Source organism: Vibrio sp. Vb0937, from assembly GCF_033338855.1.
The window spans coordinates 278227-295107 of sequence record NZ_JAWOTK010000001.1 but is presented as its reverse complement, the minus strand read 5'-3'; the positions used below and the strand labels follow the sequence as shown (position 1 = coordinate 295107).

At 42.6% G+C, this 16881-nt stretch carries 17 protein-coding genes; 10 read left to right on the top strand and 7 right to left on the bottom strand.

The window, feature by feature from the left end:
* Positions 1–15: 15 nt before the first annotated feature.
* A complete protein-coding gene (locus tag R7P67_RS01300; protein WP_031780904.1) occupies positions 16–909 on the bottom strand; it encodes a hypothetical protein in 894 nt (297 codons plus the stop codon).
* Positions 910–1367: 458 nt separating this feature from the next.
* Here R7P67_RS01300 and R7P67_RS01295 point away from each other — a divergent pair, with 458 nt between their 5' ends.
* The 3 genes from R7P67_RS01295 (at position 1368) to R7P67_RS01285 (ending at position 5276) form a co-directional block, all read left to right on the top strand.
* Positions 1368–2486: a polysaccharide export protein gene (locus R7P67_RS01295; protein ID WP_017820139.1), complete on the top strand. Its 1119-nt coding sequence runs from the start codon at positions 1368–1370 to the stop codon at positions 2484–2486.
* A gap of 129 nt (positions 2487–2615) precedes the next feature.
* Positions 2616–3056, top strand: coding sequence for a phosphotyrosine protein phosphatase (locus R7P67_RS01290; RefSeq protein ID WP_031780905.1), 441 nt, complete (start codon positions 2616–2618; stop codon positions 3054–3056).
* A gap of 51 nt (positions 3057–3107) precedes the next feature.
* Positions 3108–5276, top strand: coding sequence for a polysaccharide biosynthesis tyrosine autokinase (locus R7P67_RS01285; protein ID WP_005374875.1), 2169 nt, complete (start codon positions 3108–3110; stop codon positions 5274–5276).
* Between the two features lie 65 nt (positions 5277–5341).
* Here R7P67_RS01285 and R7P67_RS01280 read toward each other — a convergent pair whose 3' ends face one another.
* Positions 5342–5713: a hypothetical protein gene (locus tag R7P67_RS01280; RefSeq protein WP_262651719.1), complete on the bottom strand. Its 372-nt coding sequence runs from the start codon at positions 5711–5713 to the stop codon at positions 5342–5344.
* A 7-nt stretch (positions 5714–5720) separates the two neighbouring features.
* On the bottom strand, positions 5721–6029 hold the full coding sequence (locus R7P67_RS01275; RefSeq protein WP_262651676.1) for a monooxygenase: 309 nt from the start codon (positions 6027–6029) through the stop codon (positions 5721–5723).
* A 109-nt stretch (positions 6030–6138) separates the two neighbouring features.
* On the opposite strand from R7P67_RS01275, the gene R7P67_RS01270 reads away from it, so the two are divergent.
* The 5 genes from R7P67_RS01270 (at position 6139) to R7P67_RS01250 (ending at position 12339) form a co-directional block, all read left to right on the top strand.
* The gene (locus R7P67_RS01270; protein WP_262651674.1) at positions 6139–7029 is read left to right on the top strand and encodes a LysR family transcriptional regulator; all 891 of its coding nucleotides are present in this window, start codon (positions 6139–6141) and stop codon (positions 7027–7029) included.
* 280 nt (positions 7030–7309) lie between these two features.
* A complete protein-coding gene (locus R7P67_RS01265; RefSeq protein ID WP_167415841.1) occupies positions 7310–8575 on the top strand; it encodes a DUF1835 domain-containing protein in 1266 nt (421 codons plus the stop codon).
* 389 nt (positions 8576–8964) lie between these two features.
* A complete protein-coding gene (locus tag R7P67_RS01260; RefSeq protein WP_064354964.1) occupies positions 8965–10269 on the top strand; it encodes a dicarboxylate/amino acid:cation symporter in 1305 nt (434 codons plus the stop codon).
* A 403-nt stretch (positions 10270–10672) separates the two neighbouring features.
* Positions 10673–11146, top strand: a complete 474-nt coding sequence (locus R7P67_RS01255; RefSeq protein ID WP_232284613.1) for a DUF6795 domain-containing protein — start codon at positions 10673–10675, stop codon at positions 11144–11146.
* On the top strand, positions 11146–12339 hold the full coding sequence (locus tag R7P67_RS01250) for a lipase family protein (RefSeq protein WP_064354965.1): 1194 nt from the start codon (positions 11146–11148) through the stop codon (positions 12337–12339). Before R7P67_RS01255 ends, R7P67_RS01250 begins: the two co-directional genes overlap by 1 nt.
* Positions 12340–12348: 9 nt before the next feature.
* On the opposite strand, the gene R7P67_RS01245 is transcribed toward R7P67_RS01250, so the two are convergent.
* The 4 genes from R7P67_RS01245 to R7P67_RS01230 all read right to left on the bottom strand — a co-directional run bounded on the left by R7P67_RS01245 (position 12349) and on the right by R7P67_RS01230 (position 15273).
* Positions 12349–12723, bottom strand: a complete 375-nt coding sequence (locus tag R7P67_RS01245) for a YkvA family protein (RefSeq protein WP_262637806.1) — start codon at positions 12721–12723, stop codon at positions 12349–12351.
* Between the two features lie 211 nt (positions 12724–12934).
* Positions 12935–14059 carry a M20 family metallopeptidase gene (locus tag R7P67_RS01240; protein WP_024702187.1) on the bottom strand — a complete coding sequence of 375 codons (1125 nt, stop codon included), beginning with the start codon at positions 14057–14059 and terminating at the stop codon, positions 12935–12937.
* A gap of 9 nt (positions 14060–14068) precedes the next feature.
* Positions 14069–14536 (bottom strand): YjiG family protein, encoded by a 468-nt coding sequence (locus tag R7P67_RS01235; protein WP_053303905.1) that lies wholly within the window; start codon positions 14534–14536, stop codon positions 14069–14071.
* Positions 14536–15273, bottom strand: a complete 738-nt coding sequence (locus R7P67_RS01230; RefSeq protein ID WP_005374846.1) for a nucleoside recognition domain-containing protein — start codon at positions 15271–15273, stop codon at positions 14536–14538. The genes R7P67_RS01235 and R7P67_RS01230 overlap by 1 nt, the downstream gene beginning before the upstream one ends.
* Before the next feature lie 448 nt (positions 15274–15721).
* On the opposite strand from R7P67_RS01230, the gene R7P67_RS01225 reads away from it, so the two are divergent.
* Together R7P67_RS01225 and R7P67_RS01220 are read left to right on the top strand one after the other, a co-directional pair.
* Positions 15722–16009, top strand: coding sequence for a hypothetical protein (locus R7P67_RS01225; protein WP_049872671.1), 288 nt, complete (start codon positions 15722–15724; stop codon positions 16007–16009).
* Between the two features lie 96 nt (positions 16010–16105).
* Positions 16106–16822 carry a DsbA family protein gene (locus tag R7P67_RS01220; protein ID WP_005384623.1) on the top strand — a complete coding sequence of 239 codons (717 nt, stop codon included), beginning with the start codon at positions 16106–16108 and terminating at the stop codon, positions 16820–16822.
* The last annotated feature ends 59 nt before the right edge of the window (positions 16823–16881 follow it).

The following is a 16881-nucleotide window of genomic DNA, read 5'->3' as shown; positions in this document are numbered from 1 at the left end:
TCAGCAAAAACTTGCTTAGTTACCGCCTGTCGCGCCAGTGCCTGGACCCGGTGGATCTTCAGGTTCAATTGGCTCACCGACTTCCGCATCTGGAATTTGTGGTACGTCAGGTTCGATATCTTCTAATGGAATGTCGTTATCGATAGCCTCTTGTACATCAGCAACAACTTTCTGAGTATCTTCAGCTGGAATCGTTACGTAGATAACGTCACCTGAATCATTCTCAGGATAATTTGGGTTCGCCGCGATTACATCTTCTGTGATTGCTTTTGCAGCAACAGCTACAGCTTCAGGCGAAGCTGTTGGGTTCGCTTTGATGATATCTGATACAACGTTTGCTGTTGCAACTAGCTGAGTAGCAAGTGCGCTGTTACCACCCTCACTGCCAAGTCCTGCTACTACAGATTCTGTATCACGAAGGATTTCGTCAACTGTTTTACCACTTGCATTGATATCGATACCCAAATTCTCGAATACTTTTTCAGCGATATCAGAAGAGTATACTTCACCATCTTTTAAAGAGTTAGCAACCAAAGTCGTAAATGGAGAGCCTGTTACCAATGAATCCGCCTGGGCTAGGCCTTGAGGGATTTTGTAGTCAGATGTAATAGGTTTGCCATTTGACGCGTCTTTACTATCTTCTGTGTGCGTTAATACGAAAGCACAATCACCTGGCGCATTTACAACGTTGATATTTTCAAAACGCGCTTTACCAACCATACCTTCATAGTTTGTTGTATTTTCAATCGCGTCGTATGTCTCACCACCACATACTGCTTGAACTTTCATGCCGATAACAGCTGGGTCATAAGCCTGAACTGAGTATCTTTTTACCTCAGGGTCGCTGTCACTACCACAACCTGCTAGTAGGACTGCTGCCACACTTGCCGTTAAAAGTTTGATTTTCAAAATTAGCTCCAATATTTGTTGTTATATCCGACCGCAACAGGAAGCATAACGGCAGTTGCATATAGTGTAAATAGGATGCATACAACTTTGGCATGAGTTTTTTCACATTCTTGCCTGTTTGCTTGTGCAAAATCATGCATTCATCTCAATAACGTTAAATAGACACAATTTTGTCATGTATTCGTCAGTATTTTTTCAAGTAACTTGTTGCCTTTATTGCAACCAGATGGATAATAGTTGACTATTTTTTGTGGGTCGGATTTTCACACCTTCATTAATGAAACTAAGAGCTCTAAGTCGCTAGCAGCCATTTGGAGTGTTTATTACACAAATAATTCTGAATGGACTCGCTTTCTAAAGGCTTAAAACTGCAGTAAATCATCAATATTGATGAAATGCAGTTCAATTAGAATGAATCAATTTCAGTCGGCAAACTTTCTTTCGGTAGTTATAAACCAATGAACACATTTAATAAATTTTTGGGGATATCAGTACTTCCTATCCTTCTTACAGGGTGTACTTTGCCTGGTAGCCACCTTTCGGTCAGTGACAAAACAGTCATGAGCACTGAATCGAGTGATATAGAGTCTCAGGTTACCGTTTATCCCTTAACTTTGGAGCGCGTAACGTCTTTAAATTCAGTGGACCCTTTTTCAAAACCAAACCCAGAGTTAGATATTGAAATCGCAAAATATGAATACGAAGTAGGACCTGGCGATATCCTAAATATCACTATTTGGGATCACCCAGAGCTAACGATCCCAGCGGGCTCATACCGAAGCTCAGCCGAAGCGGGTAACTGGGTGCATTCGGATGGCACGATCTTCTACCCTTACATAGGTGTCGTACATGTTGAAGGCAAAAACGTACGTCAGATTCGTGCAGACATTGCAAGCCGCCTTGCAAAATACATTGAGAGCCCACAGGTCGATGTAAGCGTTGCGGCATTTCGCTCTAAAAAGACTTATGTAACTGGCGAAGTTAACAAGCCAGGACAACAACCAATTACAAACATCCCCCTTACACTTCTAGATGCTGTGAATAGAGCTGGCGGACTGGCTGCCGAGGCTGATTGGCGTAATGCGACACTGACACGCAATGGCGTTGTTGAAAACGTTTCTTTGTATGCTCTGATGCAACAAGGCGATTTAACTCAAAACCGCCTTCTAAAGCCTGGCGATATTGTTCATATTCCTCGAAACGATGCGCAAAAAGTATTTGTTATGGGCGAGGTTAACGATCCGAAATTACTCAAAATTGATCGTAGCGGCATGAGCCTTACTGAGGCTCTTAGCAGCGTTGGTGGTATCAGTGAAATCTCCGCAGATGCTACCGGTGTGTTTGTCATCAGACGTTCAAAAGAAGAAGCTAAAATGGCGGACATTTATCAGCTAGATGTTTCTGACGCTTCTGCTTTGGTGATTGGTACTGAGTTTGATCTCAACCCTTACGACATAGTCTATGTGACGGCTGCACCTGTTAGTCGTTGGAATCGTGTGATTGCTCAGCTCGTTCCAACCATTTCCGGCTTTAATGAACTAACTGAAGGTGTACTACGAGTACGCACTTGGCCGTAAAACAACGTGCCGCAAGAAAATTATCTCTTGCGGCACGTAATCGATAGCTACTCAGCTCAATTGCGCAATATAAAGAAGCCAGCAATTTAGTTGAGATCATAAGCATACAACTTAAAGTAGGGTAAGCATTTGTTTTCTAATATTCTTGTCGTCTGTGTTGGTAATATTTGCCGCTCTCCAACAGGAGAGCGGCTTTTGCAGTCTTTACTACCAAACAAACATGTCGCATCAGCAGGAATCGCAGTAGATAAGAGCCATCTAACGGGAAAAGCTGCTGACGAGATGGCAACCACTATCGCGAACGAACATAGCGTAAGCTTAGATGGACACGAAGCACGACAATTAACACCTGAGCTTTGCGCTCAATACGATCTGATATTGGTTATGGAAAAAGGTCATTTAGAAGCCTTAACCAAAATCGCTCCTGAGGCACGAGGTAAAACGATGCTGTTTGGACAGTGGATAAATGAACAAAACATCCCTGATCCATACAGACAAAGTAGAGAAGCTTTCGAACATGCATATACGCTTATAGAAAAAGCAGCAAAAGCGTGGTCTCAAAAACTATAAGCCGTAAGGCTAAATAAACGCCAATGGCAAGGTATTTAAGAAGTTAAAGTAATGACAACACAAACTATTAAGCAATCACGTCAAGCCGACGATGAGATCGATTTGGGAAAGTTATTTGGGATCATTCTCGATGCCAAATGGCTCATTCTATGTACCGTAGTCCTATTTTCGATTATAGGCGTCGGCGTTGCCATTCTATCAACACCTATCTATAAAGCTGACGCTCTTATCCAAATCGAAAGTAAGAGTTCAGGTGGTATTTCAGCGATGGTTGGTGATATGGGAGAGCTGTTTTCAGCAGAATCATCAGCGACAACAGAAATAGAGATCATCAAATCTCGTATGATCTTGGGCGGTACTGTTGATAAGTTCAACTTAACGACTGTCGTTTCTCCAAACTACATGCCAATTATTGGTAAAGGCCTAGCTCGACTACAAGGTGAGCAAATCAGTCTGAGCGTTTCACGATTTAATGCTCCTTCTTACGCAGTTGGCGTTCCTTTAACTCTTGAAGTTATTGATTCTGAAAAACAGACGTTCAGGCTCTTAGAAGATGACAATAACGTCATTCTAGAAGGTAAAGTTGGTGAACTGCTTGAGAAGAATGGATACCAGTTTTTGGCGACTGAGCTTGTGGCTCAAACTGGTGACTCATTCACGGTCAGCAAAATCAGTAAATTAGATGCAATTAATAAACTTCAAGAAAACTTATCGATTAGCGAACGTGGTAAGCAAACCGGGATTATATCTTTAAGCTTCTCTGGTGAAGACCGCGCTAAGATTCAAGATATCTTGAACGACATTAGCCAAAACTACTTCTTACAAAACGTTCAAAGAAATTCTGCAGAGGCAGAGCAAAGCCTCGAGTTCTTGAAAGGTCACCTCCCAGACATCAAAACAAAACTGACCGCTTCTGAAGACGTTTTAAATCGGTTCCGTCAAGAAAATGAATCTATCGACTTAGGCCTTGAAGCTCAGTCAACGCTGAAAGTAATGGTTGAGTTAGAAGCACAGCTAAATGAGCTTACATTCAAAGAAAGTGAGATCAGCCAACGCTTCACACAGGATCACCCAGCTTATAAGTCGCTACTTGATAAACGTGAAACACTATTAAAAGAGAAAGAACGTCTTAATAAACAAGTTCAAAAGTTACCGAAAACACAGCGTGAAGTTCTACGTATGACACGCGATGTAGAAGTAAACCAACAAATCTACATCCAACTATTGAACAAGGTTCAAGAGCTCAACATTATTAAAGCCGGAACAGTTGGCAACGTTCGAATCTTAGATAACGCTCAATCTTTCTCTAAGCCAATTAAGCCGAAAAAAGCGCTTATCGTTGTGCTAGCAACACTGCTTGGCGGTATGGCAGGCGTTGCTTTCGTATTAATTCGTGCAGCATTCCACCGTGGTGTGGAAACACCAGATCAAATTGAACAGATTGGCATGCCAGTTTACGCAAGCGTTCCAAAATCTATTCAACAACTGGAATTTGCAAACAAGCTTAAGCGCAACAAAGGCAGCAACAATGAGCTAGTCCTTCTAGCGGAAGCTAACCCAGCCGATCTTTCCATTGAGGCTCTACGTAGTCTTCGCACTAGCTTGCACTTTGCAATGATGGAAGCGAAGAATAACGTTCTTATGATTTCAGGTCCTGCACCATCTATCGGCAAAACATTTGTATCGACCAACTTTGCGGCCGTCGCTGCGAAAACCGGTCAGAAAGTGCTGCTTATTGATGCGGATATGCGTAAAGGTTATTTGCAGCAATGCTTCGGTCTACGTTGGGACAACGGTCTTTCTGATTACTTGAGCGGTAAGACATCCCTTAGCAACATCATTAAATCTACATCCATTGATAATTTAGATGTTGTGACTCGCGGCCAAGTACCACCAAATCCGTCAGAACTTCTTATGCACCCTCGCTTCAAGAGCTTTGTTGACGAGATGTCTGCACAATACGATCTAGTCATCATCGATACACCGCCTGTACTCGCAGTTACCGACCCAAGCATTGTTGGCGCGCTTGCAGGAACAACTCTGATGGTCGCTCGTTTTGATCAAACGACTTTGAAGGAGATTGAAGTCGCGCAAGGTCGCTTCGAGCAATCAGGCGTTGAAGTTAAAGGTGTGATTCTCAATGCAGTTGAGAAAAAGGCATCTAACTCATACGGCTATGGATACGGCTACTATAACTACGCGTACAAAAGCGAATCATAAGTTGAATTTAGATCGCTAATTAAACCAAATATGACAAAGCCCTGCTAGAAACAGCAGGGCTTTTTCTATTGCACTCTTAATTGCTTGTACGTAATCAAACTAAGCAAGACAAAGAATATTGGGTCACTCCAACCAAAACCGACAAATACTCCGATAATGCCGGCATAGGTAGTAATCACTGCCCCTAAGCCATTAGTAATCAATAATGCTTTAAACAGATGTTTCGCAGTATGCCCTGATTCCACATTACGTAACATCAAACTCACCGCTGCGATTCCACCTAAAAAGATCGAAGTATGCTGCGATAAAAACAGCGCGTACTGGTCGTTAATTTGTACTCCATACATCGGCCACATTATGGTTGGTACAAAAAACAACGCAAAAGCGAATACCGTATATACGACACCATGAACGGTTAGAAAAGTGCGGTTGGTCATCATCTCCTTATCCTCTAATAGGCCCTTGATTGAGCGTCGTTAACGGCACATTGATATCGAAAATTTGACCTCGTACTTCGACTACGCCCATTTTTCGTAAGCGTGCGGCATGCATTTCGAGATAAGCTTGCGCCGTGGCTTCATCTTCAAAAAGATAGATACCACCACCGAGTTTGTCTTTTTCGCTTTCCGTCCAGATTTTCCAAATCATGCCCGGCTCTTGGTTAATCGACTTAGCTAAGTCGACCAGATCATTCGACATCTCGTCACCAAACGGACCATGAAATTCAAAATCAACTTGCAATAATTTCGCCATCTTGAGTCTCCTCTTCTTATTGACTCGTTTTCGATGACAAGATTATTACCTTTATAAAACTGACAGAAAAGTTCATAATTTTGCCATTAACTGTCTAAAAAATTGACTCATGAGACTAAAAACGACCTTAGAACAATGGCAAACGCTACAAGCGATTAATCAAGAAGGCAGCATTCAATCCGCAGCTTTACTGCTCAACAAGAGCCATACCACATTGATCTACTCGGTGAGGAAGTTAGAAGACCAACTTGGTATTCAACTTATCGAAGTACGAGGGCGCAAAGCGGGTTTGACAGAGCACGGCAAAACCATACTGCGTCGTGCACAATCCATGCTTGAACAAGCGCGGGAACTAGAAGTCATCAGCGAGCAGTTAAAAAGTGGGGTGGAATCTCAAATCACGATCGCAGTAGATCATCTTTGTGACCCTTGTTGGCTTTATGCACCACTCAGTCAATTTTTGGAGGACAACAACACGACCTCCGTTCAAGTGGTTGAAACGTCACTGAGCAAAACAACCGAAATGGTCGTAAATGAGCTCGCTGACATCGCAATCATCAACTTACCGATAACCAACTACCCTGCCGAAGCATTTGGCGTAACAACCATGCTGCCTGTAATCGCAGCACACCATCCACTCGCTAAAAAGCCGCATGTTTCCATCGACGATTTTGCAACCACCAGCCAAATTGTCATCCGTGACTTAGGTGATTCAGACAAAACGAAAAGAGATGTGGGTTGGTTACGCGCACGTCAGCGTATTACCGTCGATAACTTCGACCACGCTTTTCACGCCGTAGAGCAAGGCGCTGGATTTTGTCGGCTACCAGCGCACTTAGTCGCAGCCCGCAAGAGCGATAAAATTAAAGTATTGGAGATCGAACACTCCCATCAATATCAAGTTGCGCTGCACCTCACTTTGCCCAAAGGAGCCAAAAGTGGTCCTGCGACTCAAGCGCTTTATCGTACTTTACTCAAAAGTGTAGAAACTCGAGCCTAGCGACAGTGGTATTGAGTTGAATCGCTAGTGTTATCGCCTATTGATTCTCCCTAAATATAGAGAAACGGCCATTTTGTGACGCTACACTCTCACAAAAGGTTGCACGAAGGATAGCGACCACCTACTATCACTCTGCTCATGCCTAAAGCACCCAACACTCGCGGAAAGAACTCGGTTCACGGCAATATCCTCACCTGCTTGGTTTAGCAGGCACAATCTGTTTTTACCTTCTTTTTAGCTTCTATTTAGGCGAGTGTGGAAGAAATAAGAAAGGTGAAATATGAACTCTACAAATAGCTTCTCGATCAATATCAATCAGCAAAAATCCATTGCTAAAAAAAGGCTCAAAGCTATCCGCCTATACGATGACGCTACGTTGGAGTTAGTTAAGCGATGTCACTCCAAACCAGAGTCATTGACTCCCAATACAATTCAATTGGCTGACGTTCAACATGCACTCGCAAGAGAACTGGGCTTATCCAGTTGGAGTAAACTAAAAGCTCATGTCGAAGAGCTAGAAGCGCACAAACGAGCCATCAAAGAACAAAAACCGCCCCTAGATGCGAAAGTAAAAACGCTACACGTTCGTTGTGGCCACGACATTCAACAACAACTTAAAGCCAGCGGATTTGAAGGGACATTTTTAGCCCTGATCGATCCGCTTTGTATTGGCCCCATACCAGCAACACCACAGAACTTCCTTGCCATTCGTGCCCAATATGTCGTAGAGACTCTGCTGCCTGTGATGAAGCGTGAAGACTCGGTTCAAGATATAGTCACATTGGAACAATCAAACCTCGATCTGTTGCAAAGTGATGTATTTGAACGAATCGTCTTTTGGGTCGAACATGACAGCTATGATCAATTGATGCTAATTCGTGCTCTAACACTGTTAGAGAATGTAGAGAACAAAGTGATAGAGATCATTGAGTTGAACCAGTTTCCGGGTACTGAGCGATTCATCGGCTTTGGGCAGTTGCCTGAAGAAGCTATTCGTTCTTGTTGGCGATATCGTAAACCTGTGACAGCAAAATTATTCAGTCAGGCTAAACGGTGTTGGCACGCTATTACATCACCGACACCTATTTCCATAGTTAATTTGATTCAGCAGCATAACCTGGATTGCTTGCCCAATATATTCAACGTGCTTAAACGCCATTTGCAAGAGTTACCTAATTCACAAACTGGATTGAGCTTGACACAACACCTCGCACTAAAGGTCTTGAGCTCGCAAAATCGTTCAATTCCCATCAAAGATTGGTTTGAGCAATATCAACAACTAGAACCTCTTCCTTACCTAGGAGACGTGATGTTTTACGCGTTACTCCTCCCTCTAGCACAGTGTCAAACACCTTTGATCACGATTGAGTCACGTGAAAGGCACTGGTGGGAACAAAGCGTCCGTATCACTGAGGCTGGCAAGCAGTGTTTGGAGGGTTTAATACGAGCGAAACAATGCTATTGGGTTGGAGGGATTAAAAATACCAGTCAAAGTTATTGGAGCTGGGATCACCTCCAACTAACTACACTTGCCAACCATCATTGAGTTGACAAATATGAAAGCATAAAAGGTTCGTTGGCTCTGATGAACACTCAATACTAAAGTATCGCTAAAGAAGCGACCGCTAGTCTGAATACAACTTAAATAGTTATGCAGAAATGCATCCACTCAAAGAGAGTATGCACTCTATCTCTTATTAAAATTTATTGTAAATCCTCTTTGTTATCGGTTGTATATTCGATAAAAGTGTTAAAATACAAACTTTTAATCCGGCCAATTCGTTAATATTTGGTTAAAATCCCATTTTTATTAGTGATAAAGTTCACATCTATTAACCATTTAGAGGATTATTCTTTCGTATTTTCTCACTCCGCTGCTAATCTGCTCGCCGCTTTGAAGTGAACTCAAGGTGCATAACTATAAGGAGTGTTCTCATGAATACCAAGAAACCGATGTCGCTTACCAGCCGCGTAATTTTAGGTATGGTTGCGGGTATCTTGACAGGATTTGCAATTCGCACACTTTTTGCCGACAACGGATTTGTCGACGCATACATTGTTAATGGATTATTCGAAGTTGGTGGACAGATCTTCGTTGCCAGCTTAAAAATGCTTGTTGTACCGCTAGTATTTGTTTCGTTAGTTTGTGGTACTAGCTCTCTCAAAGACCTCTCTACACTGGGTCGCATGGGCGGTAAAACCCTCGCTTTCTACGTTACGACAACGGCTATCGCGATTACGCTTGCTCTAACTATGGGTACTCTATTCCAGCCAGGGGCAGGGGCAGATCTAACGGCAGCAAGTTCATTCAAATCAGCCGAAGCGCCATCTTTAGGTCAGGTGATCATCGATATGTTCCCGACCAACCCAATCAGCGCAATGGCAGAAGGTAAAACTCTGCAAGTTATCGTGTTCGCCGTGCTATTCGGTATCGCGATCAGTGCAGCGGGTAAACCAGGCGAACGCATCGCAGCATTCTTCTCTGATCTGAATGAAGTGATCATGAAACTGGTCGCGATTTTGATGAACTTGGCGCCTTATGGGGTGTTCTTCTTAATGGCGAAGCTATTTACTGGTCTTGGTCTGGGCGCGATCGTCAATCTGGCAGAGTACTTCTTAGTACTGGCTGGTACGCTTGTCCTACACGGTCTAGTTACTTACAGCTTAATGTTAAAAGGTTTCACAGGTCTAAACCCAATTACGTTCCTACGCAAGATGGAAGACGCGATCATGTTTGCTTTTTCTACAGCATCATCGAACGCGACGATTCCAGTGACAATGGAAACAGCAAAGCACCGCATGGGTGTTGAGAACCGTGTATCATCGTTCACAGTACCACTTGGTGCAACCGTGAACATGGACGGTACGGCGATCATGCAAGGCGTAGCAACTGCGTTTATTGCTCAAGCTTTCAATATTGATTTAACTATGGGCGATTACCTAATGGTTATCATGACGGCAACTCTGGCGTCTATCGGTACCGCAGGTGTTCCTGGTGTGGGTCTTGTCATGCTTGCTATGGTATTGAACCAAGTTGGTCTGCCGCTTGAAGGTATCGCGCTCATCATGGGTGTTGACCGTCTTCTTGATATGATTCGTACCGCGGTAAATATCACTGGTGACAGTGCAGTAACCGTCATCGTTGCGAAATCAGAAGGCGCATTGGATCAAGCTCGCTTCAACGACCCAATGGCAGGCGTTGCCGAAGAAGAAGTGCACCTGAAGCGCACGGAAGCATAAACCCTTCCAAGTTAAATTATCCTGTCTAAGCAAAAACCACCTTACTCTAAGGTGGTTTTTTGTTTCCAATTAACCCGAAATCAAAAAGGTTTAGATAAAACTCTCGTCCCCCGAGGTTGTTTCAATTACTAATCGGTAAGTAGTTAGATTCTATATTAGTTCATCTACAGGGTTAAGATAACTCGCCTATGTTTATCACTTTGAAAATGATATAAGGGACATTTTCATCATATAGAGATACAAATTCCATTATCAAATTAAAGTTCAAAACCAAATCGCGATAGATAGTAGTCTGATAATTAAGTTGGTACTAAGATACATACATCATAATTTCATGTTTAAAAATAGTCTTTTTTTATTCATATTCTCATTTCCAATACTTGCATTAGGTTTCAACGAAAGTATGTTCGATTTTTTTAAGAAATTTAAATATACATTAAGCCCAGAGATAAAAGGTACTTTAGTTCTTGACCAAAGACCTCTAAAAAATTTAACCGTTTACTTAGAAGCTAATTTTTTAAAGAATGCTTACAAAAGGAGTTCAATTACTAATGAGTTAGGTGAATTTCACTTTAAGCCAGTCATACATTCTCAAAGGTTTAAAGAATCAGCTTTGAATCAAACATATTCATATATCGGAATATATACCTATATAAATGAAGAAAAGAAGTACATTTGGGAGTCTCAGTTAAGCTACGTTTCACCGCCTATATTTATAAAAGATAACTTAAATAACCTTTACTGTGAGCTTAAAAATAAAGAATTCCGATATTTTTTCAAAAATATCAATCTAGAAAGTGCTCGAGATCTAATGGTTATTAGCAACTGCAATTTAAATGGATTTTTATATAAAACAGAGTTTACGGAGGATACATAATGCCGTCTTTAACACCAAAACTTGCATCAGAGATCGCGAACATACCGTATGGAGTATACCAGGGACAAGGGAGACTAGCGTTTAGGGGACAAGGAGGTTTTGAAAAACACTTTGCATTTTCGCAGCAAGATGTTTTTAGTGGCCGAACTGGAGGCATCACAGGATTAGATCGTATACCATTGTTTAGAAAAGTGGTACCTGGTGTAATGAGAACATCTGAAGCATTTGCGGTAATTGGTATTGGGAAAGGAAAATATAAGGGAGATTTAGTAATTTCCATTAGAGGGACGCAAAACGCCAATGATTGGGTAACCAACCTAAATGTCGGCCTTAAAGGCTCTCCAAATGGCTCTATCGCTCATGCTGGATTTATTAATTCATTTTCAAGTATCAAACCAAGCATAAAACAATATTTACAGCAATGCCAAAATTTACCTAACCGTATTCATTGTGTTGGGCATAGCTTAGGAGGAGCTCTGGCTTCATTATGTTCTGATTGGCTGAGAGAAGAATATTCATTAAGAGTGAATTTATATACTTTTGGCGCACCTAGAGTTGGTTTAGAACAATATTCCCGTAAATCTAGTAAAAGCAACGACAAAGTATACCGCTGTACTCACGGCGCAGATCCTGTGCCTAAAGTACCTGTCTGGCCATTTATTCATGCTCCACATAATGGCGATGAGTACCGCTTAGACGCTAGTACTGGCTTTAATTTAAATGCTCATAGTATGTCTAGCGAAACAAGCTTAGGGTATTTAGATAATGCTAACTCCGAAACGTGGGGAGCAATAAAAGTCAGATCTAACAAGTACTTGTATACACCTACTAGATTTAAGTTTGAGCACAGAAACCAAGCATCATTTACAGAATATTGGTCAGAAAGAATTCAAGCAGCATTAATAACCTTATTAAAAGATACTGGCTTGTTTGCAGCAATAGCAGCCCAAGCCACAGTATCTACTGGAATGACATTTTATGATATACTCGCCAGAAATATAGAAAAAGTAGCTAAAGCTTCTAAAGTAAGAGAATCACAAGTCAAAGGGCTGTTAGGCCATATGCTGGTGTTTATTGGAAAACCAGTAACAGCAATTGAAGATATGTCTGCAAAGTTTATTAGAAACGTTTTTCTTATGGTATTTGGAAAACTTTATCGAGCAGCACAAATGGCTATTAGTGCTGTAAAATAAACTTTCAACTTAATCAGACATCGAATTCAGTTTTTCTCTGGCTTGTGCTTCGTGTTCTTTAGTGATGGCATTACCGACTGAGTTCGCGGCTAGAGTCAACGCTGCCATGTCATCGGTAAAGCCGACACCTGCTAACACGTCTGGCACCATATCTGTTGGTAGGACGAAGTAAGCCAACGCACCACCTAAGATTGCCTTGTGGCGAACAGAGGTGTTGGAATCTGTCATCGCGAGCCATGATTTAATGCCCATTACGGCAATTTCTTCACCCGCTTTCTTAACCGACCCTTTCATTTTTCGCCAGAATGTTTTCTCATCTGGCGCTTGCATCGTTTGATCTTTGGCGTCTTTCGGCGCCGATTTTACAGACATTGTTGTGGTCATCGTTGCCTCCGAAATTTATGACTATGTCCAACATATTAATAAATCGAACCTGAACGCAAGATTAATAACAAGAAATGATAGTAAAGTGAAACACAGATAGAAAAATCCCCAAACCGAAGTCCGGGGATTATTGCCTTGGAAACAAAAAGTTTTGCAAACCAAAAGGTTGAAGCCAAAAGCTTTGGGAACCAAGCTTTAAAAGCAGAATGCCCTATTGAGCAATCTTCTCCAATACACGCATCAGCATTTTGATACGTGGTTCGATAGACTCAAGCAACAAGTACTCTTGGTCACTGTGGAAACCTGCACCGATAGGTCCTAGACCATCCAAAGTTGGAACGCCAAGAATTGCCGTATTGTTTGCATCAGAGCCGCCACCCACTTCTTTCCAGTTGATGTCAATAGACAGTTCACTTGCTGCTTCTTCAACTAATGCCATCAAGCTTTCAGTTTGCGTGCTTGGCACCATAGAGGGTTTGTAAGCTTCACGAACCAACTCGATGCTAACGCCATCAACGAATGGTGTTTCCAGCATGCCGTTTAGCTTGCTATCGACATCATCGTATTCTTCATTACTCCAGAAACGCACATCCACGATCGCTTCAGCGTGCTCAGGGACGATGTTTGCGCCGTTACCGCCAGACACAATACCCACGTTTAATGTGGTGCCAGATTCGAAGTTCGTCATGGCATTGATTGCGAGAATCCAGTTCGCCATCTCGGTAATTGCACTGCGGCCATTTTCTGGCTCGTTGCCAGCGTGGGCTGCAATGCCATTAAACGTGATTTTGTAACGCGCCATGCCTTTGCGCGCTTTGACTAAACCTCCGTCTGCGCGTGCTGCTTCTGCCACCAATACGTTTTTCGCGTTTTTTGCAACAGATTGAATCCAGTCGACCGAATCTAACGATCCAGTTTCTTCGTCTGGGTTCATGCAGATACAAATCGACAGTTTATCCAACACCGCTTGGTCGAGGTTACGCATCGCGTACACAATATTCAGCAAGCCAGATTTCATATCCGAGACACCCGGACCGTACGCTTTGTCAGCGTCTTGAGACATAGGACGTAATCCAGCGGTGCCGACAGGGAACACTGTATCCATGTGACCAATCAGCATCACGTCAACTTGCTCAGCCTCAGGCTTGTTTCGAACTTCAAGACCGATGCCCGCTCTGCCACAGTCGATGCGTTTTACGCTCCAACCTGACATCGCTTGGTACTTCTCTTCAAATTGAGAAGCGATAAACTCAATGCCATCAGTCGTGTACGTGCCACAATCGACATTGATGAGAGGACGAAGTTCTTCGAGATATTCATTGAGAGAAAACTGCATGATTGCCCCCTAAACAAACAAGTTCATGACTAGCATTGCGCCAAATGCGTTCAATACGGAAATCGCAATCATAATTGGGATATAACGACCTTCAGTACCGATAGGTCCCATAATTCGACCCATGTACTGAACCTGAGAGCCCATTAGATAAATTGCAGGCGCAAGAATCGCAATGTGCGTGCCGTTCAGGATACCTTGGTCAAACAGTGTAATCACTACGCCAACCGCGCCGCCCATCGACATCCAAGCCCCGATCAATACCGCTGCTGCTTCACCCGGAAGACCAAACACTGCCATGATTGGAGAAAACACAGTGCCCATCAGATCCAGCGCACCAGTGATTTGCAGCGCTTTGATGATAACGAACGCCATTAATACGTTAGGAACCGTAGAGGTAGTCGCAATTACCCAACCTTTCTTAGCACCTTCAACGAAAATATCCGTCACCATTGGTTTTTTCGCTTTAACGTCACCCATTATGCCGTCTCCTCTTTTAGGTTCTCTGATTTGTTTTGGTCTTGCTTGTCTTCTTTACCTTCCGTCATGTTTAGGTAGATACGGAACAGGTTCGCACCAATGATCTTAAACGCGAACATCACCACAACCGCCAAACCAATAGAAGAAGTTACTGCTAGAGAGCCGTCAGCCATCGTCAACGTGAACAATACCGCACCCGATGAGAAGAAGTTCACGATGGTTGCACCCGCAGTGAACTGGAACATGGTAAATACGTCCGTTTCACGCTTAGTTAGGTGACCTTCATCTTTTAGTTGACGCGTCATAGCCGCACCTGCATCGGTACTTTGTAGAGAAGCAATTAAAGCCAGACCAGAGTTACCAGGGATGCCCATTAGAGGACGTAGTAGAGGAGTAAGAAGCTTACGAGCGGCTTCAAGTGCACCGTAGTGCTCAAGTACGTTGATCATACCTAAGGCGAACATAACAGTTGGAATCAAAGTAAGTGCGAAAATGAAACCGTCACGAGCACCGCTACCACCAGTACCGCGAAGCGACGTTGTTGCAACTTGCACACCGTCAGCCGTTTCGGTGACACCATACGCCACCTTGCCGAAAGAGCCATTGAGCGTTGTAAAGTCGAATACACCGTACCATTCGCTAGATTGCATCAGGCCAGAAAAGAACACAACCGCAAACGCCAGAGCAACGTAGCACCCCAGTGTAACTTTACGCTCAGTTTGAACAGGAATTTTCATAACATTACCTACACATGTGGAACTTAACACATATGTTCACCTGAATAATGTGCTAGAGAGATGATCAAAATCAATCCGCCTGCCGAACATTATCGCGACTCAGTTATGAAGTTTTGTTTTATGATTTCAATCACAATTGAAAGATAATAAAAATTTGTGCTAACAATTAGGTATATTAATCTATGTCGATAGCTCACGACTTCTTCATCAACTCAAAAAATGATTCTGACGAATATTGCTTTCTACAACATTCATGACGTACTTCATACTTTGGCATTGAGGCAATATCGATTAACTCGAAAGTAACATTCAGCCACGAAATTTAGGTTAGGATGGTCCGGTCATATGTAAACGGCATAAACCAGAATTAACAGGACTATACGACCCATTGTTACGCTCACAATATAAAATAGCCAAATGGACACTCGCCCTCGTGCTTTGGGTGGTGATGATATGCTTAAGCCAAAATTCTGGTTTCTCGAAAAGCTGCCCAAAGGCTCACCAAATACAGAGTCAGCAAGATGAAAGCGTGAATTTATCACCATCTTGCGACCTTTCAGAAAAGTTGGTTCAAGCGTACCAACATCAGTTTGATCATATTCTTATTCCATTTTTTCTGTTTGCTTTGATTGTGGCGCTGCCGATGACAACCACAGCAATTCGCTATCTGGAATACACAGAACCGATACCGGAAAAGTATCGGGTTCACCTAAAGCTTTGCGTGTTTAGAGAATAAAGCCAGCAAGGCGAGAGACCTTTCTGCCTGACTTTTGTACATATTTTATTCACTTCACATAACAAACAACGAAATTTAAAAGTTTTAGGAAATATTATGACATTCACTCGTACACTTTTGGCGTTAACGATGGCTATCGTATCTGCCGTATCTTTCGCATCAGAAAAGACCGCAGAACAAAAGCTAGAGGAAGTTAATCAGATACTAAAAGATAACCCTCAAATTCTTGATTCATTGCACCAAAACCTTCAAGAGTACATTGCGTATCAACAGTCATTTGGCGACACCTTGAAGGAGGTTCGTCAATATCTAAGTGATGGCAAACATTCCTCTTTTGGTGCTGAAAACCCTGAGTTAACCATTATTAACGTAACAGACTACAGCTGCCCTTTTTGTAAACGTTTAGAAGGAGAGCTGGTCAAAGTTGGTAAGGAATATCCGCAGGTAAAAGTGCTTAACCTCAATGTCTCTTTTAAAGAACAATACGAGAAAAACGGCTACAACTCGGCAAGTTACGCATTAAATGTTTGGCAAAACCAGCGAGATAAGTACGAACAAGTGCATGAGTTATTGGTGAAAAAACCGGGCGCACATGACGCACGTTCCTTAAATCAAATCGCGAAAAAAACGGGGACAGAAGCGCAGCTTGTCGACGACAAAGAGACCAAGGCGTTGCTTGATAAAAACTATCAGTATTTCACGCAACTTGGTTTACGCGGCACGCCTGCGTTGATCATTAATGATCAAGTTATTCCTGGCTATGTGCCGTTTGACGAGCTAGAAAAAGTCATCGACCAAGAACTGGCGAACTAAAACAACAAAGCCCTTCCCTGATAACTCAAGGAAGGGCTTTTTATTTATCGACATAAAGA